Annotated in this window: 27 protein-coding genes; 16 read left to right on the forward strand and 11 right to left on the reverse strand. The window is 73.2% G+C overall.

Going from position 1 to position 25,758, the window contains the following annotated elements; all coding sequences use genetic code 11:
- Nucleotides 1-252 precede the first annotated feature (252 nt).
- Nucleotides 253-1,122: an alpha/beta hydrolase gene (locus tag RKE29_RS06035; protein ID WP_312003991.1), complete on the forward strand. Its 870-nt coding sequence runs from the start codon at nt 253-255 to the stop codon at nt 1,120-1,122.
- A 32-nt stretch (nt 1,123-1,154) separates the two neighbouring features.
- Here RKE29_RS06035 and RKE29_RS06040 read toward each other — a convergent pair whose 3' ends face one another.
- Nucleotides 1,155-2,090, reverse strand: coding sequence for an NYN domain-containing protein (locus tag RKE29_RS06040; protein ID WP_312003992.1), 936 nt, complete (start codon nt 2,088-2,090; stop codon nt 1,155-1,157).
- A 225-nt stretch (nt 2,091-2,315) separates the two neighbouring features.
- On the opposite strand from RKE29_RS06040, the gene RKE29_RS06045 reads away from it, so the two are divergent.
- Together RKE29_RS06045 and RKE29_RS06050 are read left to right on the forward strand one after the other, a co-directional pair.
- Entirely contained in the window at nt 2,316-2,489 is a 174-nt protein-coding gene (locus RKE29_RS06045) for a hypothetical protein (protein ID WP_312003993.1), read from the forward strand.
- Nucleotides 2,490-2,700: 211 nt separating this feature from the next.
- Nucleotides 2,701-3,786 (forward strand): alpha/beta hydrolase, encoded by a 1,086-nt coding sequence (locus tag RKE29_RS06050; protein WP_312003994.1) that lies wholly within the window; start codon nt 2,701-2,703, stop codon nt 3,784-3,786.
- 72 nt (nt 3,787-3,858) lie between these two features.
- Here RKE29_RS06050 and RKE29_RS06055 read toward each other — a convergent pair whose 3' ends face one another.
- Together RKE29_RS06055 and RKE29_RS06060 are read right to left on the reverse strand one after the other, a co-directional pair.
- Nucleotides 3,859-4,401 carry a hypothetical protein gene (locus RKE29_RS06055; protein ID WP_312003995.1) on the reverse strand — a complete coding sequence of 181 codons (543 nt, stop codon included), beginning with the start codon at nt 4,399-4,401 and terminating at the stop codon, nt 3,859-3,861.
- A gap of 94 nt (nt 4,402-4,495) precedes the next feature.
- Nucleotides 4,496-4,885, reverse strand: a complete 390-nt coding sequence (locus tag RKE29_RS06060; RefSeq protein ID WP_312003996.1) for an ATP-binding protein — start codon at nt 4,883-4,885, stop codon at nt 4,496-4,498.
- Nucleotides 4,886-5,139: 254 nt separating this feature from the next.
- Between RKE29_RS06060 and RKE29_RS06065 the strand changes: the two genes are divergently transcribed.
- The 3 genes from RKE29_RS06065 to RKE29_RS06075 are packed head-to-tail and all read left to right on the forward strand — an operon-like array spanning nt 5,140 to nt 6,462.
- Complete coding sequence (locus RKE29_RS06065; protein ID WP_312003997.1) at nt 5,140-6,006, forward strand: helix-turn-helix transcriptional regulator; 867 nt, start codon at nt 5,140-5,142, stop codon at nt 6,004-6,006.
- A gap of 18 nt (nt 6,007-6,024) precedes the next feature.
- Nucleotides 6,025-6,222: a DUF397 domain-containing protein gene (locus RKE29_RS06070; protein WP_312003998.1), complete on the forward strand. Its 198-nt coding sequence runs from the start codon at nt 6,025-6,027 to the stop codon at nt 6,220-6,222.
- A 30-nt stretch (nt 6,223-6,252) separates the two neighbouring features.
- Nucleotides 6,253-6,462, forward strand: a complete 210-nt coding sequence (locus RKE29_RS06075) for a DUF397 domain-containing protein (RefSeq protein WP_312003999.1) — start codon at nt 6,253-6,255, stop codon at nt 6,460-6,462.
- 115 nt (nt 6,463-6,577) lie between these two features.
- On the opposite strand, the gene RKE29_RS06080 is transcribed toward RKE29_RS06075, so the two are convergent.
- Nucleotides 6,578-7,159, reverse strand: a complete 582-nt coding sequence (locus RKE29_RS06080; RefSeq protein ID WP_312004000.1) for a TetR family transcriptional regulator — start codon at nt 7,157-7,159, stop codon at nt 6,578-6,580.
- 152 nt (nt 7,160-7,311) lie between these two features.
- On the opposite strand from RKE29_RS06080, the gene RKE29_RS06085 reads away from it, so the two are divergent.
- From RKE29_RS06085 to RKE29_RS06095, 3 genes are all read left to right on the forward strand, one after another.
- Nucleotides 7,312-8,229 carry an SDR family oxidoreductase gene (locus RKE29_RS06085; protein ID WP_312004001.1) on the forward strand — a complete coding sequence of 306 codons (918 nt, stop codon included), beginning with the start codon at nt 7,312-7,314 and terminating at the stop codon, nt 8,227-8,229.
- Between the two features lie 97 nt (nt 8,230-8,326).
- Nucleotides 8,327-9,529, forward strand: a complete 1,203-nt coding sequence (locus RKE29_RS06090; protein WP_312004002.1) for an ATP-binding protein — start codon at nt 8,327-8,329, stop codon at nt 9,527-9,529.
- On the forward strand, nt 9,526-10,578 hold the full coding sequence (locus tag RKE29_RS06095; protein WP_312004003.1) for an AAA family ATPase: 1,053 nt from the start codon (nt 9,526-9,528) through the stop codon (nt 10,576-10,578). The genes RKE29_RS06090 and RKE29_RS06095 overlap by 4 nt, the downstream gene beginning before the upstream one ends.
- A gap of 45 nt (nt 10,579-10,623) precedes the next feature.
- On the opposite strand, the gene RKE29_RS06100 is transcribed toward RKE29_RS06095, so the two are convergent.
- The 5 genes from RKE29_RS06100 to RKE29_RS06120 all read right to left on the reverse strand — a co-directional run bounded on the left by RKE29_RS06100 (nt 10,624) and on the right by RKE29_RS06120 (nt 14,416).
- Nucleotides 10,624-10,959 carry a YnfA family protein gene (locus tag RKE29_RS06100; RefSeq protein ID WP_312004004.1) on the reverse strand — a complete coding sequence of 112 codons (336 nt, stop codon included), beginning with the start codon at nt 10,957-10,959 and terminating at the stop codon, nt 10,624-10,626.
- A gap of 48 nt (nt 10,960-11,007) precedes the next feature.
- On the reverse strand, nt 11,008-11,898 hold the full coding sequence (locus tag RKE29_RS06105; RefSeq protein ID WP_312004005.1) for a MerR family transcriptional regulator: 891 nt from the start codon (nt 11,896-11,898) through the stop codon (nt 11,008-11,010).
- Nucleotides 11,899-11,991: 93 nt separating this feature from the next.
- On the reverse strand, nt 11,992-12,849 hold the full coding sequence (locus RKE29_RS06110) for a PHP domain-containing protein (protein ID WP_312004006.1): 858 nt from the start codon (nt 12,847-12,849) through the stop codon (nt 11,992-11,994).
- A gap of 165 nt (nt 12,850-13,014) precedes the next feature.
- A complete protein-coding gene (locus RKE29_RS06115) occupies nt 13,015-13,653 on the reverse strand; it encodes a DUF6758 family protein (RefSeq protein WP_312004007.1) in 639 nt (212 codons plus the stop codon).
- A 58-nt stretch (nt 13,654-13,711) separates the two neighbouring features.
- A complete protein-coding gene (locus tag RKE29_RS06120; RefSeq protein ID WP_312004008.1) occupies nt 13,712-14,416 on the reverse strand; it encodes a suppressor of fused domain protein in 705 nt (234 codons plus the stop codon).
- 502 nt (nt 14,417-14,918) lie between these two features.
- On the opposite strand from RKE29_RS06120, the gene RKE29_RS06125 reads away from it, so the two are divergent.
- Both RKE29_RS06125 and RKE29_RS06130 read left to right on the forward strand, forming a co-directional pair.
- Nucleotides 14,919-16,040, forward strand: a complete 1,122-nt coding sequence (locus RKE29_RS06125) for a magnesium and cobalt transport protein CorA (RefSeq protein ID WP_312004009.1) — start codon at nt 14,919-14,921, stop codon at nt 16,038-16,040.
- A 268-nt stretch (nt 16,041-16,308) separates the two neighbouring features.
- On the forward strand, nt 16,309-19,176 hold the full coding sequence (locus RKE29_RS06130; RefSeq protein WP_312004010.1) for a SpoIIE family protein phosphatase: 2,868 nt from the start codon (nt 16,309-16,311) through the stop codon (nt 19,174-19,176).
- A 43-nt stretch (nt 19,177-19,219) separates the two neighbouring features.
- On the opposite strand, the gene RKE29_RS06135 is transcribed toward RKE29_RS06130, so the two are convergent.
- Nucleotides 19,220-20,107, reverse strand: a complete 888-nt coding sequence (locus RKE29_RS06135) for a DMT family transporter (RefSeq protein WP_312004024.1) — start codon at nt 20,105-20,107, stop codon at nt 19,220-19,222.
- Between the two features lie 290 nt (nt 20,108-20,397).
- Between RKE29_RS06135 and RKE29_RS06140 the strand changes: the two genes are divergently transcribed.
- Together RKE29_RS06140 and RKE29_RS06145 are read left to right on the forward strand one after the other, a co-directional pair.
- Complete coding sequence (locus RKE29_RS06140; RefSeq protein ID WP_312004011.1) at nt 20,398-20,568, forward strand: hydrophobic protein; 171 nt, start codon at nt 20,398-20,400, stop codon at nt 20,566-20,568.
- A 130-nt stretch (nt 20,569-20,698) separates the two neighbouring features.
- Nucleotides 20,699-21,244 (forward strand): hypothetical protein, encoded by a 546-nt coding sequence (locus tag RKE29_RS06145; RefSeq protein ID WP_312004012.1) that lies wholly within the window; start codon nt 20,699-20,701, stop codon nt 21,242-21,244.
- Nucleotides 21,245-21,377: 133 nt separating this feature from the next.
- Here RKE29_RS06145 and RKE29_RS06150 read toward each other — a convergent pair whose 3' ends face one another.
- Entirely contained in the window at nt 21,378-22,115 is a 738-nt protein-coding gene (locus tag RKE29_RS06150; RefSeq protein WP_312004013.1) for a hypothetical protein, read from the reverse strand.
- A gap of 138 nt (nt 22,116-22,253) precedes the next feature.
- On the opposite strand from RKE29_RS06150, the gene RKE29_RS06155 reads away from it, so the two are divergent.
- From RKE29_RS06155 to RKE29_RS06165, 3 genes are all read left to right on the forward strand, one after another.
- Nucleotides 22,254-23,720 (forward strand): CBS domain-containing protein, encoded by a 1,467-nt coding sequence (locus tag RKE29_RS06155; RefSeq protein WP_312004014.1) that lies wholly within the window; start codon nt 22,254-22,256, stop codon nt 23,718-23,720.
- Nucleotides 23,611-24,234, forward strand: coding sequence for a DUF1003 domain-containing protein (locus RKE29_RS06160; RefSeq protein WP_312004015.1), 624 nt, complete (start codon nt 23,611-23,613; stop codon nt 24,232-24,234). Before RKE29_RS06155 ends, RKE29_RS06160 begins: the two co-directional genes overlap by 110 nt.
- A gap of 187 nt (nt 24,235-24,421) precedes the next feature.
- Nucleotides 24,422-25,606: a P-loop NTPase gene (locus tag RKE29_RS06165; RefSeq protein ID WP_312004016.1), complete on the forward strand. Its 1,185-nt coding sequence runs from the start codon at nt 24,422-24,424 to the stop codon at nt 25,604-25,606.
- Nucleotides 25,607-25,758 lie beyond the last annotated feature (152 nt).

Here is a 25,758-nt window from a genome sequence, read left to right on the forward strand (position 1 = left end):
GGAGGCGGGCACCGCACCGGCACCGGCCGACGCCCCGGCCGCGCCGGCCGCACCGGCCGACGCACCGGCTGAAACGGCCGAGGGTGCCGAGCGGCCCCGGCAGCCCCGGCGGCGGCGCCGTACGCGCGGCGGCGGTTCGGCCGGCAGGTCCGAGGCAGCGCCCGAGAGCTGACCGGTACCCGGCCCGCCCGGGGCCGGACCCGGCCGGGCGGTCGCGGTGGGCCGGGGCCCGGGGGCCGCTAGCCTCGCCTCATGAGCAGGCCACCGACCCTCACGCTCCCCGCCGGCGCCCGCGCGTACCGCCTGACGACCGGGCGCGGCGAGTTCGCCGTGCACGACGCGCGGCCCGGGCCCGGGGTGCCGGCGCGCGGCACCGTGCTGCTGGTGCCCGGCTTCACCGGCAGCAAGGAGGACTTCATCGCCGTGCTCGCGCCGCTGGCCGCCGCGGGCTACCGGGCCGTGGCGGTGGACGGGCGCGGCCAGTACGAGAGCGGCGGGCCCCGGGACGAGAGCGCGTACGCCCAGGGCGAGCTGGCGCGCGACGTGCTCGCGCAGGCGGCGGCCCTCGGCCCGCACGGGGCGGTGCACGTGGTCGGGCACTCCCTCGGCGGCCTGATCAGCCGCGCCGCCGCGCTGCTCGACCCGGGCGCGTTCGCGTCGCTGACGCTGCTCAGCTCCGGTCCGGCCGCGCTGTGCACGGTGCAGCAGGCCCGTACGAAGATGCTCGTCGACGCGCTGCCGGTGATGGACATGGAGTCCGTCTGGCAGGCGATGCGCGCGCTGGACCCGCCCGAGGCGCCCGGCGCCGAGACCCCGCCCGCCCTGCGCGACTTCCTGCACGAGCGCTGGCTGGTCACCGTGCCCGAGCAGCTGATGGCCACCGGGCGGCAGCTCGTCGAGGAGCCGGACCGGGTCGCGGAACTGGCGGCCGTGCCCTGCCCGAAACACGTGGTCTCCGGCGTGCTGGACTACGCCTGGCCGGTGCCGTGGATGGACGACATGGCCCAGCGGCTCGGCGCGCGCCGCACGGTGGTCGAGGGCGCCGCGCACTCGCCGGCCGCCGAGCGGCCCGGGGCCACGGCCGAGGCGCTGACCGCCTTCTGGGACGGCCTGGGCGCGTAACGGACCGAGCCGGATCCGGCGGGGAGGAAGCCTCAGTACTGCGCCCGCAGGTGCTCCCAGAACCCGTCCCGCAGCGCCCGCCGCAGGTCGGCGTGGGCGCGCAGCGACAGCCGCAGCAGCGCCTCGGCGTCCACCAGCAGCTCGTGGTCGACGGCCGGGGGCAGGATGGGGTCGCTTGGCAGCAGTTCGGCGAGGTCGTGGCGGCCCCGCGTGGCCAGCCACTGGGCGGCGACCTGCGCGCCGACGAAGCGCACGTCCTGGGCGGTCGGTACGGGCCCGCAGCCCGCGCCGTACGACTCCTGGCCGACCGGTCGGCGCGTGACGTACGGCTTGCAGAAGTCGAGGTCGAAGGTGCGCTGGCTGTCGACCTCCCACAGCAGCGGCTCGGCCTGGTTGCGCGGCCCGCGCAGGTCGCCGGGCGTCTCGATGCCCCACAGGTGCACCCGCGCCCCGTAGCCCTGCGCGGCCTCCACGGCCGAGACCAGGTCCTCGTCGCCGCCGATCAGGACGGCGTCGCCGATGGCGCGGTGCCGGGCCAAAGACTCCAGGTCCGTGCGGATGAGGGAGTCGACGCCCTTCTGCTGGTTGTTGGCGTTGAGGTTGCCCAGCCTGACCTTGACGTCCGGCAGTTCGGCGATGCTCTGCTGCTCGCGGCTGTGGATGCGGCGGCGGGCGCCGTCGTACCAGTAGACGCGCAGCAGCCTGCTGTCGGGGAAGAGCGTGCGCGCCTTGTCGATGAACGCCTCGATGAGTCCTTCGGCGTCCAGCTCGATGGCCCGCCGGTCCTCGGTCCCGGCGACCAGCACCCCGATCGCCGCGTAGACGTACCCCGCGTCGACGAAGATCGCGTGGGTGGACGGCGTGGTGGCGACCTCCGCGAGCACGCGCTGGAGCAGCTCGTTCGTGCGCTCGATGCCGGCGGCGATCGCGGCGAGGTCGGTGGGGCCCGGAGGCGTGGTGTCACTCATACGCGCCTCATTGTCCGGGCGGCGCGGCGGGCCGCACAACCCGGCCGCACGCTGGGACGACGCACCGGCCCGACCCCGAGTTTGCTTAGGCTTTTAAAAAGTTTCGTTAGCGTACGGAATGTTTTACATGTCTAACACGTTGTGCGGGTTAGGTGGTACGGACGGCACACCGTTCGACCTGCCGCCATCAGTTCTCCTCCGGAGGATCAGACGAAGGGAGAAGACGTGCGTTTCGAGATCATGCACCTCAATGACATCGACGGCACTGCCCTGCGCAGCACCGTCGTGGACGCCGCCTCCGTCAGCAAGATCGTTCGCCAGGCAGCGGCCGTTGGCCAGCGCCTCTACATCCGCCCGGCCGGCCACCCGCACGCGGCCGCCGACACCCCTGTCCGGTAGCGCTCGCCACCGGCCCGCACGCGCGGCGCCCCCGTACCCGCCCTGCCGGTACGGGGGCGCCGCGCGCTTTCCGGACTCTTACCGTCCACCCGGCCCCGGCACTCCTTGGCATGCCCTTGTCGGCAGCTTTGGGGAACGCTACCGTACGCGAAGAACTGACCAGTTCTTCGACCTCTCCGTCCGCGTCGGACCGAGTGAAGGGCCCCACGTCATGGACCTCTCCATCAGGCGGCACAAGCAGGCGGCGGCTGGGGTCCTGCTGGGCGTGCTGCTGCTCTTCGCCGGGCTCATCGTCCCCGCTCAGGCGCAGGAGCCGCAGATCCAGGACGTGAAGGTGACCTTCCACGTCCAGAACGTCAACCGCTCGAAGCTGCCGTGCGGCGCCGACGGCTCTGAGGTCACGTTGTCCGGCCGGATGGTCGGACCGGCGTCGGTGCTGGCGAACCGCGACGCCCACGCGCCGGTCACCCTGTACTTCCACGAGTTCAGCTTCGGCAAGTGGTTCTGGCACTTCCCCGACCCCGCCTACGACTACGCCGCCCAGATGGCCGACCAGGGGCACGTGTCCATCCTGGTGGACCGGCTCGGGTACGGAGACAGCACCCACCCGAACGGATTCCAGACCTGCCTCGGAGCCGACGCCGACGAGATCCACCAGATCGTGACCCAGGTGCGAGCCGGGACGTACCAGACCGACAGCGGAACGCCGCGCTCCTACGACCACGTCGTGCTGGCCGGGCACTCGGGCGGCGCGATGGCCTCCGAGATCTCCGCGTACTCCTTCGGCGGTGTCGACGGCCTCATGGTGTTCGCGCACGCCAACCAGCAGCCCAGCGCGCACGGCATCGCCGAGGGCCTGATCCAGGGCGCCAACTGCCTGTTCGGCGGCCAGCCCGCCGGACCCGGCCTGCCCGGCGGCTACGCGTACTTCGGCCAGTCCGACACCGACTGGCAGAAGGACTACTTCTACGGCGCGGAGCCCCGGATCGTGGCCGCCGCGACCCCGCTGCGCCACCGCGACCCGTGCGGAGACGTCTTCTCCTTCGCGGCCGGTCTGCTGCCGAACGCCTCGAACCTGCACCTGATCAAGGTCCCGGTCCTGCTGCTCTACGGCCTCGACGACGCCCTGTACGACCAGCCCGCCGCCGGGCAGACCGAGAAGGGCCTCTTCGGCGCCAACCCGGACGTGACCCTGAAGTACTTCCCGGGCAGCGGCCACGCCCTGAACCTCCAGCGCACCGCCCCCGACGTCCGCGCCACCGTCTCGACCTGGCTCACCGCCCGCGGCCTCGGCTGAGGCGGACCGCACCCCGTTCGGCCTGAGGACCTGCCGACGGACCGCCCCGCGCCGATGCCTCGCGGCGGGTCCTCATAGCCGCACGCGCGTGCAGCCCTTCAGCTTGCGCAGCAGTTGCGACGCCCGGAACCAGGGCACGAAGCGGTCCCCGAACGGCAGCTCCGCGTCCCGTATCGCCTTGGGGAACAGCGCGTACGGCTCGTACAGCGCGCCGTATCCCCCGTACAGCTTCGGCCGCCGCACCCGCACCGCCACGTGCCAGCCGCGCAGCCTCGGACACAGCCGCAGCGAGGCCCGCGCGCACGGACGGCACACCGGCGGGTGCCGGGTGACCGTGTTCTCCGGCCACTCGGGCCGCTCGTCCACCTCGTCGCGGTCGAGCAGCCACAGCACGCCCCGCTCGTCGCGGTCGGCGGGCTTCCCGCAGACCTGGCACAGCAGTCGCCGCATCGCCAGGCGCTGCCGCGTCGAGTGGACGGTCGCGAACTCGGGCCGCCCCTCCCCCGGCCGGAACGGCACCCGGTCCCACAGCATCCCGGTCGCGTCCCGGTCATAGGCGTTCTCGTCGGCGTACCCGATGCCCATCGGCTCGCGCTCCACGAGGAGGTGGGGCACGGGCTTCTCCGCCGACCATGCCGTGATGTACGGGACTAACCCGTGCCGTCGCGTGTCCGCCCTCGCTCCGGACTGACTGGCCATCGGACTCCTTTCAGACGGTGAACCACACTCGCTTGCCGTCGGCCGTCGGCTCCCACCCGAAGTCCGAGGCCATTTCCCGCAGCAGCCACAGGCCCCGGCCGGACTCGGAGTCCCAGTCGGGCGTGGTGACTTCCGGTGGGCGGGCCGAGCAGTCGCAGACCGCGACCCGGACCGTGCCGTCCGCGTGCGTGATCTGCACCGAACAGCGCGGCACGGGAACGTGCTTGGCCACGTTGCTCAGCAGCTCGGTGAGCCCTTGGAGGACGATCGCCTCGGCGGCCCGGGAGACGCCGAGCAGGCGCATGACCTGCCGTGACAGGCGCCGCAACTCGGCCAGTTGCCGTGGCGCAATCGTCAGGTCTCGCAAGGAGCACTGCGGAGTGGCTGTGGCGCCTGTCATGGGTCTCCTCACAGAACGGCACGGACGGCTCGCGGCGTGCGGCATCTCCTGGGCTGACGGAAGGTCAGGAATCGTCAACTCACCGAGCGCATAGGCGAACTGACGTGCTGTCGCCCAACCGGTAGGCGGGGCGCCGAGCTTCCGCTAGCATGACTCCTACACAGCCCAACTTGCAAGTGACACAACTTGATTCGCTCGCATGAGCGAATGTAGGCAATCTGTTCGATTCCCTGTTCGCAGACCACGGAGGGCCTATGACCTACGAGCCGAAGCCGACCGTTCGTCGACGGGTGATCGGCACCAACCTGCGGCGCCTACGGGAAGAGAAGGAACTCTTCCTCGAACACGCGGCAGAAGTGCTGAGCTGCAACCCGTCGAAGATCAGTCGCATCGAGTCCGCCCAGAGCGGCATCCGTCAGATCGACCTCAAGGCACTGCTCGACCTGTACGGGGTCACGGACCCGAAGGCGCGCGAGGGCTGGCTGATGCTGGCCCGCGAGAGCCGGGAGCAGCGGTGGTGGCGCGTGCTGGAGGACCGCCTGCCGCGCGACTTCTTGGACCTGATCGGGTTGGAGGAGGACACCTCGTACTGCCGGGGATTCGAGCCGGGAGTGGTGGCGGGCCTGTTCCAGACGCTGAAGTACGCCGAGGCGGTCATCCGCGGCGGCTCTCCGGTACCCCTCAACGACAGCGAACAGGCCAGGCTCGCGGTTCGCATGGAGCGGCAGAAGGCCATCACCCGGTCCGAGAACCCGATCACCGTGTGGATGATCCTCGGCGAGGCGGCGCTACGGCAGCAGTACGGCGGACCCGAGGTGCTGCGCGGGCAGTTGCACCACCTGATCGAGCTGGCAGCCCTTCCGAACGTGACGCTTCAGGTCCTACCCTTTTCGGTAGGCGCGTACCGAGGCGGGCCGATCCCCTTCCAGATCTACAGCTTTCCCGAGCCGTCCGACATGCAGGTCGTGCTCCTGGAGAGCCACCTGAGTCATACTTACCTGGAAAGCCCCCACGACACCGGCTACTACGCCGACGTCTTCAACCATCTGCGCGCTGCAGCGCTCGGGGAGTTGGAGAGTCGGGCCTTCATAAAGGATGTCGCGCGGGATCTACCGGGATAAACGGAGAGATACCCAGAAATGCAGCAAAACCAGTCCGAATGGTTCAAGAGCAGCTATAGCGCGCAGAACGGCAACTGCCTGGAAGCACGGCACCGTGCCGATGGTGCACTGGACCTTCGCGACTCCAAGAACCCTTCCGGTCCCGTCATGACGGTCTGCGGCCCCGAATGGGCCGCGTTCGTCAGCGGCGTACGGGCCGGGCGGTTCGACCGCTGACCGAACCCCCGAGGAACGAGGAGAGGCCGGATGAGCACCCCTGATCTGTCCCGCGCGGTCTGGCACAGGAGCCGGTACAGCTACGAGAACGGCGAATGCGTCGAGGTGGCCCGCAACGTGCCCGGCGTCGTGGCCGTCCGCGACTCCAAGGTCCCGGCCCGCCCGGCCCTGGTCCTCACCCCGGCGGCCTTCGGCGCGTTCCTGCGCGGCGTCACCGAGGACGGGTTCACCCGGCCGTAAGGCCGCCGCCAGACCCGCACGACGCGAGCGCCCGGCCCGTACGTCTCCGTACGTACAGGCCGGGCGCTCGCGCGTTTCCGGACGACCGGGCGGGGCCCGGCGCGCCCCTGGAAGGTCAGCCGGTGGCGGCCCGCCCACCCGCGAGGGTGCGCAACTCGTCCACGGACTCCCGTATGTGGTCCGCCAGGGCCCGCTCACCGGCGTCGTCCCCGATCCAGCGCTCGAACGCGACCCGGAACGCGGCGATCCCGGCCTCGGCCGCCAGCCTCGCGGTCGGGGCCGCCAGGCCGCGCCCGTGCAGCGCGTCGGCGAGGGCCGAGGCCAGCGCGGCCAGCTTGATCAGCTCGCGCTCCTGAAGCTCGGCGTTCGCGTCGATGACGGCCTGGCGCCGCCTGGACATGTCACGGCGCTCCTCGAACATGGCGGCGATCCCCACCAGACCGGCGGCGACCGCCTCCATCGGAGACAGCGCGGCGGGCGCGCCGTCGACCGTGCTCGCGAGCGAGTCGCGGAGCGTGCCCGCCGCCGAGAACAGCACCTCGCGCTTGTCGGCGAAGTGCCGGAAGAACGTGCGCTCGGTGAGCCCCGCGTGCTGGGCGATCTCCGCGACGGTGGTGCTGTCGAAACCTTTCCTCTCGAACAGCTCCAGCGCCGCCTGCTCCAGGCGGCCGCGCGCGTTGGGCTCCCATCGGCTCATGCCTCGATCGTACTCATGATGACAGTGACCGTCATCACACCGGAAAATGCGATGACAGCCACTGTCATGGGGTACTACCGTGATGACACCAACTGACATCACTCGCCACCGCGCACCCCGCAGGGCGAGCAGGCCCGACCAAAGGACCCCCCATGCGCATCTTCGTCACCGGCGCGTCCGGTCACATCGGCTCCGCCGTCGTCCCCGAGCTCCTGGCGGCGGGACACCAGATCGTCGCGCTGGCCCGCTCGGACGCGTCCGCCGCCGCGCTGGCGGCCTCCGGCGTCGACGTGCACCGAGGCGACCTCGACGACCCCGAAGACCTCGGCAAAGCCGCCGCGTCAGCGGACGGAGTCATCCACCTGGCCTTCAAGCACGACACCATGTGGGCCGGGGACCACGTCGGCGCGGCAGAGGCCGACCTGCGCGTCATCGAGGCGTTCGGAGACGCGCTCGCGGGCACCGGCAAGCCGCTGGTGACCACCTCGGGCACGCTGATGCTCGCCTTGGCAGGGCTGGGCCGCACCGGCACCGAGACCGACGTGCCCGACTCGGGAATCCGCGTCCCTGCGGAAAACGCGACGATCGCCCTCGCGGAGCGCGGCGTCCGGTCGTCCGTCCTCCGGCTGCCCCCGAGCGTGCACAGCTCGCTGGACACGACCGGCTTCGTCCCGACCCTGATCGCCACCGCCCGCGCCAGGGGCGTCGCGGCCTACGTGGGCGACGGCTCCAACCGCTGGCCCGCCGTCCACACGCTGGACGCGGCCCGCCTGTACCGGCTGGCCCTGGAGGCGGCTCCGGCGGGGTCGCGGCTGCACGCCGCCGGTGACCACGGAGTGCCCTTCCGGGAGATCGCCGAGGTCATCGGCCGCCACCTGGACCTGCCGGTGACCGGCATCCCGCCGGAGGAGGCCGACGCCCACTTCGGCTTCCTCGGCGCCTTCGTCCAGCTCGACAACCCGCTGTCCAGCACGCTGACCGAGAAGCTGCTGGACTGGCAGCCCATCCACCCCGGCCTCATCGCGGACCTCGAAGAGGGCCACTACTTCACCGCTCCCGCCACGCCATGAGCCGACTCCGTAGCGTCTGGTCTCGCTGCCGCCTCCTTCCCAAGAGGCGACGGCGCGCCAGGTGACCGGCCGAGGCGGGGCCAGGCCATAGGCGAGAATGGCCCGCGTGAGCGACCAAGACCTGGCGGACGTCCTCGGCACCCGGGAGACCCCCTCCCTGGAGTTCAAGCGGACCGCCAAGCGGGAGGGCAGGCGCGGCGACGCGGTCGGCAACGCCGTCTGCGCGATGGCGAACGACCTCGCCAACCGTGGCGGCGGTGACATCCTCATCGGCGTGGGAGACGACGGCTACCCGGTCGGAGAGGTGGACACCAGCGACAGGGCGCTCCTCGCGCTCACCGATCTGCGGGACGACGGCCGGATCCTGGACCGCCCGTCCCTCACCGTCCAGCGGGCCGTCTACCGGGGCAGGCCGGTGGTGCACATCCACGTCGAAGCGTCCGCGACGCCGCCCGTCCGGTTCGAGGGCGTGGTCTGGGTGCGGCCGGGGCCCACCACCCGGCGCGCCACCCGGGATGACGAGCGGGTGCTGGCCGAGCGGCGGCGGGCCAACGATGGGCCGTTCGACAGCCGGACCGTGCCCGGCGCCGCGCTGGACGACCTGGACCTCGACCTCTTCCGCCGCGGCTATCTGCCCGCGATGGTCGACGTGGACGTGATCGAGGAGAACGGTCGACCGCTCTTCCAGCAGCTCGCGTCCCTTCACCTGACGAGTCCCGAGGAGATTCCCACCGCGCTCGGGCTACTGACGGTCGGATTCGACCCGAGCAGCCGCATCCCCGGCGCGTACGTCCAGTTCGTCCGGTTCCAGGGCACGGGACTGGACGCCCCGGTCTCCGACGATCAGGAGCTGCGGCACAACCTGGTCGACACCGCCGCCCGACTGGAGACCGTGCTGCGCGGCCATCTGCATACCCGCCTCGTAGGGGACGGCTTCCGCGAGACGCCGCGCCCGGACTACCCGTTCGAAGCACTGCGCGAGGTCACCATGAACGCGCTGATGCACCGGAACTACGAGACCTCTTATGCCCCGGTGCGCATCGCCTGGTTCGAGGACCGGATCGAGGTGACCAACCCCGGCGGCCCGTACGGGCAGGTCCGTACCGACAACTTCCACCGGGTGACCGACTACCGCAACCCCTCGCTGGCCGCCGCCATGAAGGGCCTGGGATACGTCAACCGGTTCGGCCGGGGTATCGGGCGTATCAGGGCGGCCCTGGAGCGGAACGGGAATCCTCCCGCCGAGTTCCAGGTGGACGAGTCGTCGTGGGCCGTCACGCTGCGGAGGGCGGCGACATGACCTCCATCGCCCTGTTCAACAACAAGGGTGGCGTCGGCAAGACCACGCTCGCCTATCACCTGGCGCACATGTTCCACCGACTGGGCCTGCGTGTCCTCGCAGTCGACCTCGACCCGCAGGCCAATCTGACGTCGATGTGCCTGGAGCAGACGGAGATCGAGGAGCTGTGGGGCAGTTCCTTCGAGCTGACCGAGCAGGGCATGGCCCAGCAGTACCTGTTCGGTACCGGCCGGGTGCGCCCCGGCCAGACGATCGCAGACGCGGTTCGTCCCATCCTTGAGGGTGTCGGAGACATCGGCGAAGTGAAGCCGACGCCTCTCATGCCTGATCTGTGGCTGCTGGCGGGCAGCCTGGACCTCACCCGATTCGAGGACAAGCTGTCGGGCGAGTGGCCGAAGACCTTCGCGGGTGACATGGCCGCCATCCGGACCACCACCGCTTTCTACCGGATTGTCAGACGAGTAGCCTCTCACGTTGAGGCCGACGTCGTGCTCATCGATGTCGGGCCGAACCTGGGTGCCATCAACCGCGCCGCTTTGATCGCAGCGGACGCCGTACTGATGCCACTGGCCGCTGACCTGTTCTCCTTGCGGGGCATGAGCAACCTTGGTCCGACGCTTCGTACGTGGCGCGGCAACTGGCGGGATCTGGTGTTGCCCAGGATGCCTGACGGCTTCCCCGCCCCCCGTGCCAACATGACACCACTCGGATACGTCGTCATGCAGCCGGAGATGCGCCTGGACCGGCCGGTGAAGGCGTACGAGCGGTGGCTCGAACGCGTCCCGCGGGTGTTCAGCACCGCTGTGCTCGACCAGCAGCCGCCGTCGCGGGACGACCAGGCGTACCGGATTGCCACTCTGCGGAACTACCGGAGTCTGATGCCGCTGGCCCACGACGCGCGCAAGCCCATGTTCGACCTCAAGCCGGCGGACGGGGCGCTGGGCAGCACCCAGCAGTACGTGCGCACCTGCTACAAGGAGTTCCGAGACCTGGCCCATGCCGTGCTCGACCGGGTAGAGGGGATTCAGGAGACCGGGACCGTCGCGTAGGGCGCCTCTCGCGTTGCGTGTGGACGCGCGGAAGAGCCGGGATGCTCAACGGCCGCGCGGGGCGTACATGATCACGGCCATGCCGGCCAGGCAGACCAGCGCGCCGACGACGTCGTAGCGGTCGGGCCGGTAGCCGTCGGCGGCCATGCCCCAGACGATCGCCCCGGCCACGAAGATCCCGCCGTACGCGGCCAGGATGCGGCCGAAGTCGTCGTCCGTCTGGAAGGTGGCGACCGCGCCGTACAGGCCCAGGGCGACGACGCCCGCGCCGATCCAGATCCAGCCCTTGTGTTCGCGGATGCCCTGCCAGACCAGCCAGGCGCCCCCGATCTCGAACAGGGCGGCGAGGGCGAACAGGGCGACGGAGCGGACGACGAGCACGGCGGGCGGGTCCTTCGGACGGGGGGTGCGGGGGTGGGCGGGGCGCGGTCAGGCGGATTCGGCGGGTTCGGCGAAGAGTTCGGCCAGCAGGGCGGCGCCCTCGGCCGGGGCACGGACCTCCAGGTGCAGGTCGGGGCCGTCCAGGTGGAGGCGGAAGTCGAAGAACGGGCAGCATCCCTGCTCGGCCGCCGCCAGTTCGGCGACCGCCGCGGTGCGCGCCGCCGGGAGCGTCAGCCGTATGCCCTCGGGGATGTCCTGGCGGCGGGCGCCGTCCAGTGCCCGGTGCCAGTCCGTGACGCGTTCGGGCACGCTGTCCCCAGTCAGCGAGCACGCCACCGGGGCCGTACGCCACCGTTCCGCCGTCGGCTCCCCGGCCGCCGCCGGTTCGCCTGGCGCCGCCTGCTCCGCCCGCTGCTCCTGGGCCTCGGCCGCGCGGCGGCTCGGCGCCAGGGCCACGTCCACCGGACCGCCACCCGAATCGGCGGCCGGACCGCCACCCGGACCCGCGGTGGCCCGCGCGGGCGACGGCCGGGCCGGGGTGAGGAAACCGCACTGCGGGTCGCACCGGCCCGGCCGGTCCGGCAGCGCGTCCAGGTGCTCCAGCGCGGCGCGCAGGGTGGCGGTGAACGCCGCCAGCTCCGCCGCCCGTTCCTCGGCCGCCGCCAGGCGGGCGGCGAGCCGGGGCCGCAGGTCGGCCTTCACGTCCCGGCAGGCTCCCGACTCCCACACCGACAGCAGCCCGGCGACCTCCTCCAGCGGCAGGCCCAGGTTCTTGGCCGCGCCGATGAACGCCAGCCGTTCGACGGCGTCCTCGCCGTAGCGGCGGTAGCCGGCCGGGGTGCGGTCGGCGGGCAGCAGGCCGCGGGACTCGTAGAACCGCAGGGTGCTCGCCGCGACACCCGTGCGCTCGGCGAGCTGGGAGATGCGCATCGTGCTCATACCGCGACCGTAAACCTTCGACCCGGCTCGAAGGTCAAGCCCGCCGAGCCCGTACAGGCCCGCGCGGCGCCTGGTGTGCCGCTCGGTCCGCCGTCAGCCGCCGGACCGCCGGGTGACCGGTGCCGCGCCCGTCGCGCGGTGGACGATCTGCTCGTAGACGGCCGGGGCGGTGGTGTGCTCGCCGAGGCGGCAGGTCTTGCGGGTGCCGTGGTAGTCGCTGGAGCCGGTGGCCAGCAGGCCGAGGTCGGCGGCGAGGCCGTGCAGGTGGGCGCGGGTGGGTTCGTCGTGGTCCATGTGGTCGGCCTCGATGCCGTCCAGGCCCGCCGCCGCCAGCTCGGCGATGGCGCTCTCCGGGACGCACCGGCCGCGCTTGACGGCCAGCGGGTGCGCGAAGACGGTCACCCCTCCCGCGGCCTTGACCAGGCGGATCGCGGTGAAGGGGTCCAGCTCGTGCTTCTCCACGTAGGCCCGGCCGTCGTTCGCCAGCCACTCGGGGGTGAAGGCGTCCGAGACGCCGCGGATCACGCCCGCCTCGACCATGGCCTGGGCCACGTGCGGCCTCCCGACGGCGCCGTCTCCGGCGATGGCCGCGACCCGTTCCCAGGTCACCGGCACGCCCAGCTCGCGGAGCCGGTCGACCATCGCCTGGGCGCGCGGCACGCGGTCGTCGCGGACCAGTTCGCGCTCGCGGGCCAGCTCCGGCTCGTCGGGGTCGAAGAGGTACGCGAGCATGTGCAGGCTGACGCCGTCCAGGCGGCACGACAGCTCGGCGCCGGTGACCAGGGTCAGGCCGTCCGGGAGGGCCCGTATCGCCTCGGCGTGGCCGCCCACGGTGTCGTGGTCGGTGAGCGCGACGACGTCGAGCCCGGCCGCGACCGCGCCGCGCACCAGCTCGGCGGGGGTGTCCGTACCGTCCGAGGCCGTGGAGTGGGTGTGCAGGTCGATGCGCAAGCGCGGGCTCCTGACAGGCTGGCAGGGTGGGACGCTTGCAGGATACGGGCCGGGCCGACCACCGGAGCGGCCGACCGACGTCAGGCCGGGTCGCGGGCGGCCGACCGCCGTTCAGGCCAGGACGCGGGCGGCCCGACCGCCGTCAGCCCAGGATGCGCGCCGCCGTCAGCCCAGGATGCGCGGCGACAGCGCGCCGCACGGCAGCAGGTCCACCTCGGCGCCCGCGTCCCGCAGGTCGGTGAGCACCAGCTCGTCGTACATCAGCAGGCCCGTGCGCTCGGGCCAGGCGATGGCCCACAGCCACAGCCCGCGCGCCTCCCCCGCGAACACCGCGCGGTCCTCCGGCACGCCCTCCACCAGCCACAGCGGGGTCGGCCGTCCGGCCGCCAGCACCTTCACGTGCGGGGACCGGTCCACGCACATGCCGGGGCCGGGGTCGGGGCCGGGGATGCCGGCGTACCGGGCGCCGAGACCCACGCCCAGCTCCTCCGCCACGAACAGCAGCTCACCCGGTCCGCCGAGCGGGCCGGGGCCCGAGCAGGCGACGGCGGTGGCGCGGCCGCCGCTGCGGTCGTCGCCCGCGTACGCCACGCCCGTGAACAGCCAGCCGACGGGCAGCGGCCACGGCATCCACACCGGCACCCGGGCCCGGCTCACCACGACCGCGAGCGCTTCGACGCTCGGCGGCAGGACCGGCTGGAGGGGGTGCACGGTGCCGTGCGCTGCGCACTGCCAGGAGTCGGCGAAGAGGCCGGGTGCGCGCACCCGGCCACCGCACTTCGGGCAACTGGGTTCGCCCCTCATAGGGCCCCACGGTCCTCCCCGGCCGTCGCCGCGTCAAGGACGATCACCCGTCCGGATGTCAGGCGGGTCCGTCGCCGTCGCCGGGCGGCCCGGCCCCGTCGCCGAGCGGCACGCCGCCGCGCAGCGGGTCCCGCAGGTCCGTGCCGTGCGTGAGCCACCGCTCGCGCAGGGCCTCCGCGCCATGTACGCGCTTCCACGCGGCCTCGTTCGGCGTCATGGGCAGCAGCGGCAGGAAGCGGACCGGGTCCATGGGCGCGTCCAGCTCCAGGTCCTCCACCAGGCCGCCGCCCTCGGCGACCAGGACGGAGGTGAAGGACGCGCCGGGCCACAGCGGCTCGCCGACGTCCAGCGAGGCGCCGGGCGCGACGACCACGCCCTCGACCTGCGGGGATGCGGCGAGGACGGCGAGCGGGCGGAGCACCTTGTCCAGCACGCCGGGGTCGACCGCCCTGGCCCGCGCCCCTGCCGCGTGTGCCCCTCCGGTCCGTGCCCCTTCCGTCCGTGCCCCGCCCATACGTACGGACAGGATCAACTCGGCGCGCGGGCCGCGCACGGGGTCGGCGGCGATGTCGCCGGGGTCGGTCATGGGTCGGCCGGACATGCCCACGGTGGCGTACCGCAGCAGGTCGCCCTCCCGGAAGCGCAGCACCTCGACGCGCTCCGCGCCGAGGAAGGTGACGGCGGCGGACGCGTCCGGCTCGCCGAGCGCGGTGTGCAAGCGGGCGCGCACCAGGGTGAGGACCGTGTCACGAGCGTCTGACATGCGGCGAGCATAGGCGGGGCCTACGATCACGTCGCGATCGCGTATGGAACAGGCAAAGGCGGGCCGCCGCGCTTTCCCCGACTGATAGCCTTGGCCTCTGCCCGGGGTTGTTTTCGCTGTCCCTTACGGGGGACCGGCCGGAGGAGGTGGGGCTGCGGTGGATCCTAGTCGACCGTGCAGTACCGGCAGCTCTCCCGTCCTCTTCCCTCACTGGACGCGTCTTCCCGCCGTCTGACTCGCAGCGGCTTGCCCCTCCCATACCCCGCCCGAGCGCGGTGAAACCCGGGAAGTCGCATCGATCCAGGGCACCTGACGGTAGAGCACCTTCGTCCTGCTTCGTACCTTTTTGCCCGTCAGCACGACCGCTCGTCAGCGCAGACCGCCCCGACAGCGCTGTCCGCTTTGCGGACGTATCGCACCTGAAGCGCCGTACGTCCACCTTCCGGACCGCGCTGCACCCCGCGGCCCCGCCGCTGACGGCACGCCCGTGAAGGAGCCCGTCATGTCGATGATCCGTGACCTGCGCGAGGCGGTGCGCCCCGCTCTGCGCCGTACGCGCGCCGCCAGCGACTACGACGCCACCCGCGACCCCTCCGTCTCCAGCGCGGTGGTCGACTGCGCCGTCTACCGCGACGGCCGCCGCGTCAGCGACCACGTGAGCCCGTCCCAGGCCATGGAGCGGGTGCGGGCCGGGGGCGGCTTCGCCTGGATCGGGCTGCACGAGCCGACGGAGCGTGAGTTCGCCGGGATCGCCAAGGAGTTCGGCCTGCACCCGCTGGCCGTGGAGGACGCGGTGCAGGCCCACCAGCGGCCCAAGCTGGAGCGGTACGACGACACCCTCTTCACCGTCTTCAAGACGATCCACTACGTCGAGCACGCCGAACTGACCGCCACCAGCGAGGTCGTGGAGACCGGCGAGGTGATGTGCTTCACGGGCCACGACTTCATCGTCACCGTCCGGCACGGCGGGCAGGGCTCGCTGCGCGCGCTGCGCCACCGCCTCCAGGACGACCCGGAGCTGCTGGTCAAGGGCCCGTCGGCGGTCCTGCACGCCATAGCAGACCAGGTGGTGGACGGCTACATAGCGGTCGCCGACGCCGTGCAGGGCGACATCGACGAGGTGGAGTTCGACGTCTTCTCGTCGGTCGCGGGCGGCCCGGGCGGCGGTCGGCGGTCGAGCGGCGACGCGGCCGGGCGGATCTACCAGCTCAAGCGCGAGGTGCTGGAGTTCAAGCGGGCCGTCTCGCCGCTGCTGCGCCCGATGCAGTTGCTGAGCGAGCGGCCGATGCGGCTGGTGGACCCCGACATCCAGAAGTACTTCCGCGACGTGGCCGACCACCTGACCCGGGTCAACGAGCAGGTGCTCTCCTTCGACGACCTGCTCAACTCCATCCTCCAGGCGAACCTCGCGCAGGCGACCGTCGCGCAGAACGAGGACATGCGCAAGATCACGTCCTGGGCGGCGATCTGCGCCGTACCGACGATGATCGCGGGGATCTACGGCATGAACTTCGAGCACATGCCGGAGCTGAAGTGGCGGTACGGGTATCCGACGGTGCTGGTGGTCACCGTGCTGATCTGTGCGGCCATACACCGCGGCTTCAAGCGCAACGGCTGGCTCTGACCCTCCCTCGCCCGGCTCTCTCCGGCCCGGCTCTCCGGCCCGGCTCTCCCCCGGCTCCGGGCCCCGGGCCGCCCGCCGGGCCCAGGAGTCCCCGGGGGCACGTCACTCCGCGCGGTCACCCCGGCGTCTTTTGCGATGATGGTAGGGACAAAGCCCGGTACGCGAAGATCGACGCCAGGGCGGGCCGTGCCCGAGGTCCTGGACTGCGGAGGGCGGTGGGCCGATGTGTGCCGCACGCCGTGAGAGCCCACGGGACCGGCGGGACCCCGTGCTGGCCCAGCGGCTGGCGATGCTCGCCGCCGTGGACGCCGACGAGAACGACACCGAGGTGCTGTCACACGCCCTGCTGCACGCGACGGCAGGGCTGGGCGGGCTCGGCGGCATGGCCCACATGCGCCTGCGGGACATCACCGGTGGCCTGATCCTTATGGCGAGCACGGGGCTGACCCGCCCGTTCACCCGGCTCTGGGACCACCTGTCCGACGAGGACTCGGTGGCTCCGATCCGGGCCGCCCGGGAGAACGGGCCCGTCTACGTGCCTGCTCTCGCCGTACCCAAGCGGTCGCACGGGCATGCGGCGGATGCTCCCCGCGGGCCGGCGGGTGCCGGGATGGTGGCACTGCCGCTGCCGGGACCGGAGGGACCGCTGGGCACCCTGGCCGTGCTGCTCCCCGAGTCCCATGCGCCGGACCACGGGCAGCAGAGGTTCCTGGCGGAGGTGGCGCGGTGGGCCGGCGGCCTGCTGCGGCTGGCCCCGGCCAGCCCGGGCGGGGTGTCCCCCACCCTGCTGCACGGTCGGCGGCAGCCGGTCCCGCCGCAGACGCCCCCGGGGGAGGAGGTAGGGCACTGGGACTGGGACCTGCGCACCGGGGCACACACCATCGACGAGCGGAGTCTGGACGTGCTCGGCATCGACCGGGAGGCGTTCGACGGGACGGTCGAGTCCTGGTCCGCCCTCATCCACCCGGAGGACCTGCCCTGGGCGACGGCGGAGGCCGAGCGAGCGGTGCGCACCCGCAGCACGTACGACATGGAGTTCCGGCTGCGCCGCGCGGACGGGACCTACGGCTGGCTGTGGACGCGCGGCCGGGTCGTCACCGGCGAGCACGGGGAGCCGGTCCGCATGGTCGGCACCGTCTGGAGCACCGCCGAGTCACACGAGGGGCTGGAGGCGGTGGGGCGCGCCCTGCTGCACATGAACGACGGTTTCGTGTCGATGACCGGAGAGGGGCGGATCGGGTTCGTCAACGCGGCGGCCGAGCGGCTGCTGGGTCCGGCGCGGGAGATGATCGGCCGCCCGCTGTGGGAGGTGGCCGCGCTGAGGGGTGTACCCGGGGTGGCGGAGCAGTGCCGCCGGGCCGTCGACGAGGGCGAAGAGGTGGGCTTCGAGGTGCCGGGCCCCGGCCATGACGTGTGGTATCACCTGCGGCTGGTGCCCATTCCCGGCGGCCTGACCGCGTATGTCACCGATGTGACCGAGCGGCGGGCGGCGGCGAGGCGGGCCACGCTGATGGCGGAGCTGACACAGGCGCTGGCGGAGGCGGTCACGGCGCAGGACGTGGTGGACGCGGTGGCGGGCAGCGTGCTGCCGCCGCTCGGTGCGACCGGTCTGATCATGGCGACGCTGGAGCACGACCGGTTGGACGTGGTCGGTTCGGTGGGCTATCCGGAGGCGTTTGTGCGGCGTGTCCACGGCACGCCGCTGGCCGCCGCCGTGACGGGGGAGGCGCTGCGCGCCCGTACGCCGGAGTTCTCCAGCTCGCCGGAGGAGTTCACCGCATGCCATCCGCGGGCGGCCGGCCTCATCCCGGCGGGCGGGAAACAGGCGGCGGCGTTCCTCCCGCTGATCGCCTCCGGCCGCGTCATCGGGGTATGTGTGATCGCCTACGACGGGCCGCATCCCTTCGGCGAGGACGCGCGGTCCCTGATCACGGCACTCAGCGGTGTGGTGGCGCAGGCGTGGGAACGGGCGGGCCTGTACGACGCGGCCACCGCCCGCGCCCGCGAACTGCAACGCGCTCTGCTGCCCCGCGCGCTGCCGTCGCTGCCCGCGCTGAGTGCCGCCGCGCGGTATCTGCCGACCGCGCAGGGCGCGGACATCGGCGGCGACTGGTACGACGTGATCCCCCTTTCCGCCGACCGGGTCGCCCTGGTCATCGGCGACGTGATGGGCCACGGCATGCCGGAGGCCGCGACCATGGGCCGCCTGCGCACCGCCGTACGCACCCTGTCAGACCTGGAGCTGCCGCCGGACGAAGTGCTCGCCCGGGTCAACGACCTGGTGAGTGAGCTGGGCGAGGAGTCGTTCACGACCTGTCTGTACGGGATCTACGATCCCACCACCCAGTCCCTCACCTATACCGATGCCGGGCACCCGCCGCCGGCCGTTGCGCTGCCGGACGGCATGGTGTGCTTCCCCGCGTTCGACCCCGACCCGCCGCTGGGCGTGGCCGACCCGCCGTTCGAGACCCACGAGGTCAGCCTGCCCGACGGCAGCCTCCTCGTCTTCTACACCGACGGCCTGGTGGAGGTGCCCGGCAGGGACATCGAGGAGGGCATGAACCGCCTCACCCGGACCCTGACCACCGCGCTCGCCGACGGCGGCGGCCAGAGCGTACGGGCCGGCGGGCACCCCGCAGGTCAGGCCCCGGACGAGGCGCCGGAACGCCTGTGCGACACGGTGACGGGTGCTCTGCTTCCCACCGACCGCCCCGCCCCCGACGACACCGCCCTGCTCATCGCCCGCACCCGCGCGCTGGCTCCCGAGGACATCGCGCTCTGGCCCCTGCCGGACGACCCGGTGGCCGCCGCGCAGGCCCGCAAGTACGTCCGCGAACAGCTCGAAGCCTGGCATCTCAGCGAGGACCTGGAGACGACCACCGAGCTGATCGTCAGCGAACTGGTCGGCAACGTCATCCGCCACGCCACCGGCCCCGCGACCCTGCGCCTCCTGCGCAGCCGCACCCTCATCTGCGAGGTCACCGACGGAAGCCTGACCACGCCGCATATCCGGCACCCGTCGGTGACGGACGAGGGCGGCCGCGGCCTCCAGCTCGTCGCCGCCATGACCACCCGTTGGGGCACCCGCTACACCCCCACCGGCAAGTGCATCTGGACCGAGCAGACCATCCCCTAGCCCGTCCCCGGCTGAGCGGCGTCCCGGCCGCCCGCCGGCCCTTCTACGGTGACGGCGCCCGGCGGTCCGCCAGGATGACCAGCGCCAGGCCCGCCACGATCACCGCGAGCGCGGGCCAGGCCACCGCGGGCGGCGTCTGGCCCAGCCAGACGGCGGCGACCAGGGCCGCGCCCGGGGTCTCCAGGAGCAGGGCGGTGGAGGTGGCGGCCGGGCCGAGGCCGGTGACCACGCGGTTGATGAGGGAGTGGCCGAGGAACTGGGCGGTGGCGGTGAGCAGGGCCAGCTTGAGCCAGGTGCCGCCGCCGTAGCCGGCCAGGGCCGCGCCCGAGGCGAGGCAGGCCGCGAGCAGCACGGCGGCGGCGGTGGCGTAGCAGACCAGGGTGTACGCGGTCGTACTGGTCGTACGGCGCACCTGGGCGCCCAGCACCACGTACCCGGCCGCCGCCACCCCGCCGCCCAGAGCCAGCGCGTCGCCCGCCAGCGCGCGCGAGGACAGGGACAGGTCGACGCCCGTGAGCAGCAGGACACCGAGGAAGGCCAGCAGCATGCCCGTCCACGCCCGCGCGGGCGGGCGGTGGCCGCGCAGCCGTAGCAGCAGCGCCGTCCAGATCGGCGTGGTGGTCACCAGCGCGGTCGAGGAGGCGACGGAGGTCATGCGCAGGCTGGGCAGCCACAGCCCGAAATGCAAACCGAGCAACACGCCAGCCGCCGAAGCCGTCACGATCGCACCGCGGCTCATGTGCAGCAGCTCGGCCCGGTGCCGCAGCAGGGCGTACGGGGTGAGCGCGCCGACCGCCAGCGCGTTGCGCCAGAAGGCGATGGCGAGCGCGGGCGCGGCCGTGGCGGCGGCCAGCGGCGCGGACAGCGAGATCCCGGCGACGGCGACCGCCAGCAGCGCCACGTCCAGCGGCGCGGCGGCCTGCGGGCCGATCCCGTACGGGGGCGGCTGGTCCCCGCCGGCCGGCTCCGCGCCCGTACGGGCTCCGGCGGCCGGGCCGGAGGCGGCTCGGCGGAAGGGAGCGCGGCGGAAGGGAGCGGGGCGCACGGCTTCCAGCCTAGGCGCGGGTGAGCGCGGCGGGCCGGGGAAGCCGAAGCACTGGCCGCCTCCGCACCGCGTCCGGCTCCGGCGGTGGGACGCGCGGTGGAGCCGGAGGCCGTCCGAAGAAGCCCCGCATGAGGCGCTAATAGCCGGGTAAGCGCCGATCCAGGAGGTTGATCACAATGGCACCTTTGCTGCTTGTTCTCCTTATCGCCCTGATTCTGTTCGGGGTCGGTTTCGCGCTGAAGGTCCTGTGGTGGGTCGCGATAGCGGTGCTCGTCATATGGGCACTGGGCTTCGTCTTCCGCACCGTGGAGCACGGCGGCGGGCGGAGGCGGTGGTACAGATGGTGACCAGGCCGTGAGCCGGTGACCCGGCGGCCCGTCGGAGGCGGCGCGCCCCGCGCGGGCCGCCGTCAGCCGCTGCCGAGGGCTCGGCAAGGGTGGGCCCGGCCAGGCCGGGCCCGCCGTCTAGGCTGTCGGCATGACGCAGACGCTCACCGACCGGGCCCTCATCGAGGAGGCCAGCAAGAAGTCGGCCCTCATCTGGGTCCACGGCGGCGACAGCGGATCCGCCGGGGCCGCCGGAGCCGGGCGGGCGCTGTGGCACGTGTGGCACGACGGCGCCGTGTGCCTCGTCGGCGACGGACCCGGTGAGCAGCCGCTGCACGGCCTCGACCTCGTGGACGGCGGCGCCGCCACCGTCACCGTGCGCAGCAAGGACAAGGGCGGGCGGCTCGTCGCCTGGTCCGCGCGCGTGTCCGAGCTGGCGCCCGGCGGCGAGGCGTGGACGGCGGCCGTCGAGGAGCTGAAGGGCAAGCGGCTGAACGCGCCGGACGGCGACCACATCGCCGAGCGCTGGGCGCGCGAGTGCCGCGTGCTGCGTCTGGAGCCCGCGCCCGTGGCCGTGGCGAACCTGCCGACGGGGTCGCTGGCCGCACCACCGCTGCCCACTCCGGCCACCACCCGTCGGCCGATGCCCGCCGGGCTGCCCAAGCTGCTGCTGCGCCGGCGCGGACGCAAGCGCTGAGGCCGGCCGCTCCGGCCCGTACGCCCGTACGTCCCCACCTCGCCGATCCGCGCCCCGTACGCCTGGCCGGGCCCGTACGCCCCGCCGGGCCCGTACGCGCGTGGGCGCGCTCGCGGCATGCCCGTAGCGGGACTCAGGTGCCGGCCGGGAGCTTCCTGCCGTAGTCGACCACGATGTCCTTGCCGGGCGCGGCGAGCGGGAAGTCCACGTTCCAGTCGGCGAGCCGGACCTCGCCCGCGCCGCCCGCGCGCTGGAGCCGCAGCGGGTACGGCGCGCCCTCCAGCGACACGTCGAGCCGGCCGCCGGCTCCGTCCTCGCCCGCGCGCAGCCGGATCGTGCGCACCCCGTCGACCTTGCCGCGGCCGCCGGTGGTGACCTCGCCGTGCAGCCCGAGTATCCCCTCCAGCAGCACGCTCTTGTCCGTGAAGCCGCGCAGCCGCTGGTAGGCGGGGTCGCCCGCGGGCACCTTCACGTACTTGTCGTCCAGCTTGCCGGCCGCGGACGCGTGCGGCCCGCCCTGCCCGCCGCTGTCCCGCGCCCAGAAGCTCGCGCCCGCCTTCAGGTACAGGTCCCGGCCGACCCGCAGCAGCCGGAAGGTGCCGCCCTCGGTGGCGACCTGGCCCGTGCCGCCGTCCGCCTTCAGCCGCATGTCCAGCTGGTACGTACGGCCCCGGGTCACCAGCCGGCCGGACAGCCGCACCGCGTCGGCCGCGGCCGCGGCCTGCCGGGCCCGGCTCTCGATCGTGGCCGCCGAGAGCTTCCCCACGCCGTTGGTGCCCGCGTCGGGGTCGCTGTCGCCTCCGCACCCGGTGAGCGCGGCGGCGAGTCCCCCGCAGATCGCCGCGACGAGAGCCGTGTTCCGGGTGCGCACGTCTGCCTGCCTCCTGGATGCCGGGTGCGGTGCGGAGGGCAGCGTACCGGTGCACGGCGACGCACAGGCAGGCGCGTTAGCCTGAAGCCGCGCGGGACAGGAGTGGGGAGGGACGGCGACCGTAAGGAGGCGCGTGGCATGGCGGCTAGCGGACCCCGGGTGTTCGTCTCGCACCTCTCGGACGTCGCCGTCTTCGACCCGAACGGCGACCAGGTGGGCCGGGTGCGCGACCTGGTGGCGATGCTGCGGCTCGCCGGCCGGCCGCCGCGCGTGCTGGGCCTGGTGGTGGAGGTGGTCAGCCGCCGCCGGGTGTTCCTGCCGATGACCCGCGTGACCAGTGTGGAGGCCGGCCAGGTCATCACCACCGGCCTGATCAACCTGCGCCGCTTCGAGCAGCGCCCCACCGAGACCCTGGTGCTCGGCGAACTCCTGGACCGCCGGGTGCGGATGGTGGACACCGGCGAGGAGGTCACCGTCCTGGACGTGGCCATGGCCCAGCTGCCCGCCCGCCGCGAGTGGGAGATCACCAAGGTGTTCGTACGGCGCGGCCGGCCGGGCGGCGCGCTGCGGCGGCGGCGCGGCGAGACACTGACCGTGGAGTGGTCGGCGGTGACCGGCTTCTCACTGGAGGAGCACGGGCAGGGCGCGGAGAACCTGCTGGCCACCTTCGAGCGGCTGCGCCCGGCCGACCTGGCCAACGTGCTGCACCACCTGTCGGTCAAGCGCCGCACCGAGGTGGCGACGGCGCTGGACGACGACCGGCTCGCGGACGTCCTCGGCGAGCTGCCCGACGACGACCAGGTGGAGATCCTGGGCAAGCTGAAGGAGGAGCGGGCCGCCGACGTGCTGGAGGCCATGGACCCGGACGACGCGGCCGACCTGCTCTCCGAGCTGCCGGAGGCGCACAAGGAGCGGCTGCTGGCGCTGATGCGGCCCCGGGACGCGGCGGACATGCGGCGGCTGCTCTCTTATGAGGAGAGCACGGCGGGCGGTCTGATGACCACCGAGCCGATCGTGCTGCGGCCGGACGCGACGGTGGCGGACGCGCTGGCGAGCGTGCGCAACCAGGACCTGCCGCCCGCGCTGGCCGCGCAGGTGTACGTGTGCCGGCCGCCGGAGGAGACGCCCACCGGCAAGTACCTGGGCCTGGTGCACTTCCAGCGGCTGCTGCGCGACCCGCCGTTCACGCTGGTGGGCGCGCTGGCGGACACCGAGCTGCGGCCGCTGCACCCGGACACGCCGCTGCCCGCGGTGACCGGCTACCTGGCCACGTACAACATGGTCGCGGCGCCGATCGTGGACGAGAGCGGTTCGCTGCTGGGCGCGGTGACGGTGGACGACGTGCTGGACCACCTGCTGCCGCCCGACTGGCGGGAGCGCGACCTGTTCAACGGGCGCGACGGGGCGCCGGGCGGGCTCCTGCCGGGCGGTCCGGGCGGCACGGGCGGTGCCGCGGGCGGTACGGACGCGGAGGGCTCGGACGGAGGGGGGCCGGATGGCGGCGGAGCGACGGGGGCGGGCCGGGACGGGGCGGCGGACGCGGCCCGCGCGGGCCGGGACGGCCCGGCGGGCGGCGGCGGGGCGGTGGGCGGCCGTGGCCGGTGACGGCAGGCGGCTCGACCGGCCCCGGGAGCGCCGCCGCGCGCTGCCGAGCATCGACCCGGAGGCGTTCGGCAAGGCGTCCGAGCGGATCGCCCGCTTCCTGGGCACCTTCCGCTTCATCTGGTGGATGTCGGTCGTCATCGTGTTGTGGGTGGTGTGGAACACGACGGCGCCGGACGGCCTGCGGTTCGACCCGTACCCGTTCATCTTCCTGACGCTGATGCTGTCGCTCCAGGCGTCGTACGCGGCCCCGCTGATCCTGCTCGCCCAGAACCGGCAGGACGACCGCGACCGGGTCAACCTCGAACAGGACCGCAAGCAGAACGAGCGCAGCATCGCCGACACCGAGTACCTGACACGGGAGGTCGCGGCGCTGCGGATGGGTCTGGGCGAGGTGGCCACCCGGGACTGGATCCGCTCGGAGTTCCAGGACCTGATGGAGGACCTGGTCCGGGAGCTGGCGGAGCGGCGGCCGGGCCTGCCGCCGGAGGGGGAGGAGGAGAAGGAGCGGCACTGAGCCGCCCGGGCGTCCGCGAGGCCGGGCGTGCGTGGTGCGGGCGCCCGCGGGCCGGGGATCCGCCGGGCCGGACGTCCGCGGGGCCGGGCCTCGGCGGGGCGGGTTTTCCACAGGCGGCGGCCGGGAGTTTTCCACAGGGGCGGCGGGCTCTTTTCCGCAGTGGTCGGCGGCGCCGTACCATCGACGCATGGCTACCGACACTCCCCCAGATTCCGCCCGGGAAGTGCCCCCGGGTGCGGCGCCGACCGAGGACGCGGTGCGGGCCGCCCTCGCGACGGTCGACGACCCGGAGATCCACCGGCCGATCACCGAGCTCGGCATGGTCAAGTCCGTGGACATCGCGGCGGACGGGACGGTCGCGGTGGTCGTCTACCTGACCGTGTCCGGCTGCCCGATGCGTGACACGATCACGGCGCGGGTCCGGGAGGCGGTCGGCGGGGTCGCGGGCGTGACCGGCGTCGAGGTGGCGCTGGAGGTGATGAGCGACGAGCAGCGGCGGGAGCTGGCGGCGGCGCTGCGCGGCGGGCAGCCGGAGCGGGAGATCCCGTTCGCCCAGCCCGGCTCGCTGACCCGGGTCTACGCGGTGGCGTCCGGCAAGGGCGGCGTCGGCAAGTCCTCGGTGACGGTCAACCTGGCCGCCGCCATGGCGGCCGACGGGCTGAAGGTCGGTGTCGTGGACGCCGACATCTACGGCCACTCGGTGCCCCGCATGCTGGGTGTGGACGGCCGTCCCACCCAGGTGGAAAACATGATCATGCCTCCGTCGGCGCACGGCGTGCGGGTGATCTCCATCGGCATGTTCACTCCGGGCAACGCGCCGGTGGTCTGGCGCGGGCCCATGCTGCACCGCGCCCTCCAGCAGTTCCTCGCGGACGTCTACTGGGGCGATCTGGACGTGCTGCTGCTCGACCTGCCCCCGGGCACGGGCGACATCGCGATCTCCGTGGCGCAGCTGGTGCCGGGGGCGGAGATCCTGGTGGTGACGACGCCGCAGCAGGCCGCCGCCGAGGTGGCCGAGCGGGCGGGTGCGATCGCCGTGCAGACCCACCAGAAGATCGTCGGCGTCGTGGAGAACATGTCGGGGCTTCCCTGTCCGCACTGCGACGAGATGGTCGACGTGTTCGGCACGGGCGGCGGTCAGCTCGTCGCCGACGGCCTGTCCCGGACCACCGGCACGACCGTGCCCGTGCTGGGCGCCATCCCCATCGACGTCCGGCTGCGCGAGGGCGGCGACGAGGGCACGCCGGTGGTGCTCAGCGACCCGGAGTCGCCCGCGGGCAGCGCGCTGCGGGCCATCGCGGGCAAGCTCGGCGGCCGGGCGCGGGGCCTGGCGGGCATGTCGCTGGGCATCACGCCGCGCAACAAGTTCTGACCGGTCCGGCCCGGTCCTCGGCAGGGGCCGGGGCCGGCGGACGGCCGACCCGAGCGGTCGCAGCCGCACCTGGTCGGCCTGGTCGGCCTGGTCGGCCTACCTGGCCGCGGAGCCGCCCGCCTCGCGGCCGACCGTCCCGGCCGACGGCCGCC

The organism is Streptomyces sp. B1866 (assembly GCF_031932565.1).
Classification (GTDB): Bacteria; Actinomycetota; Actinomycetes; order Streptomycetales; family Streptomycetaceae; genus Streptomyces.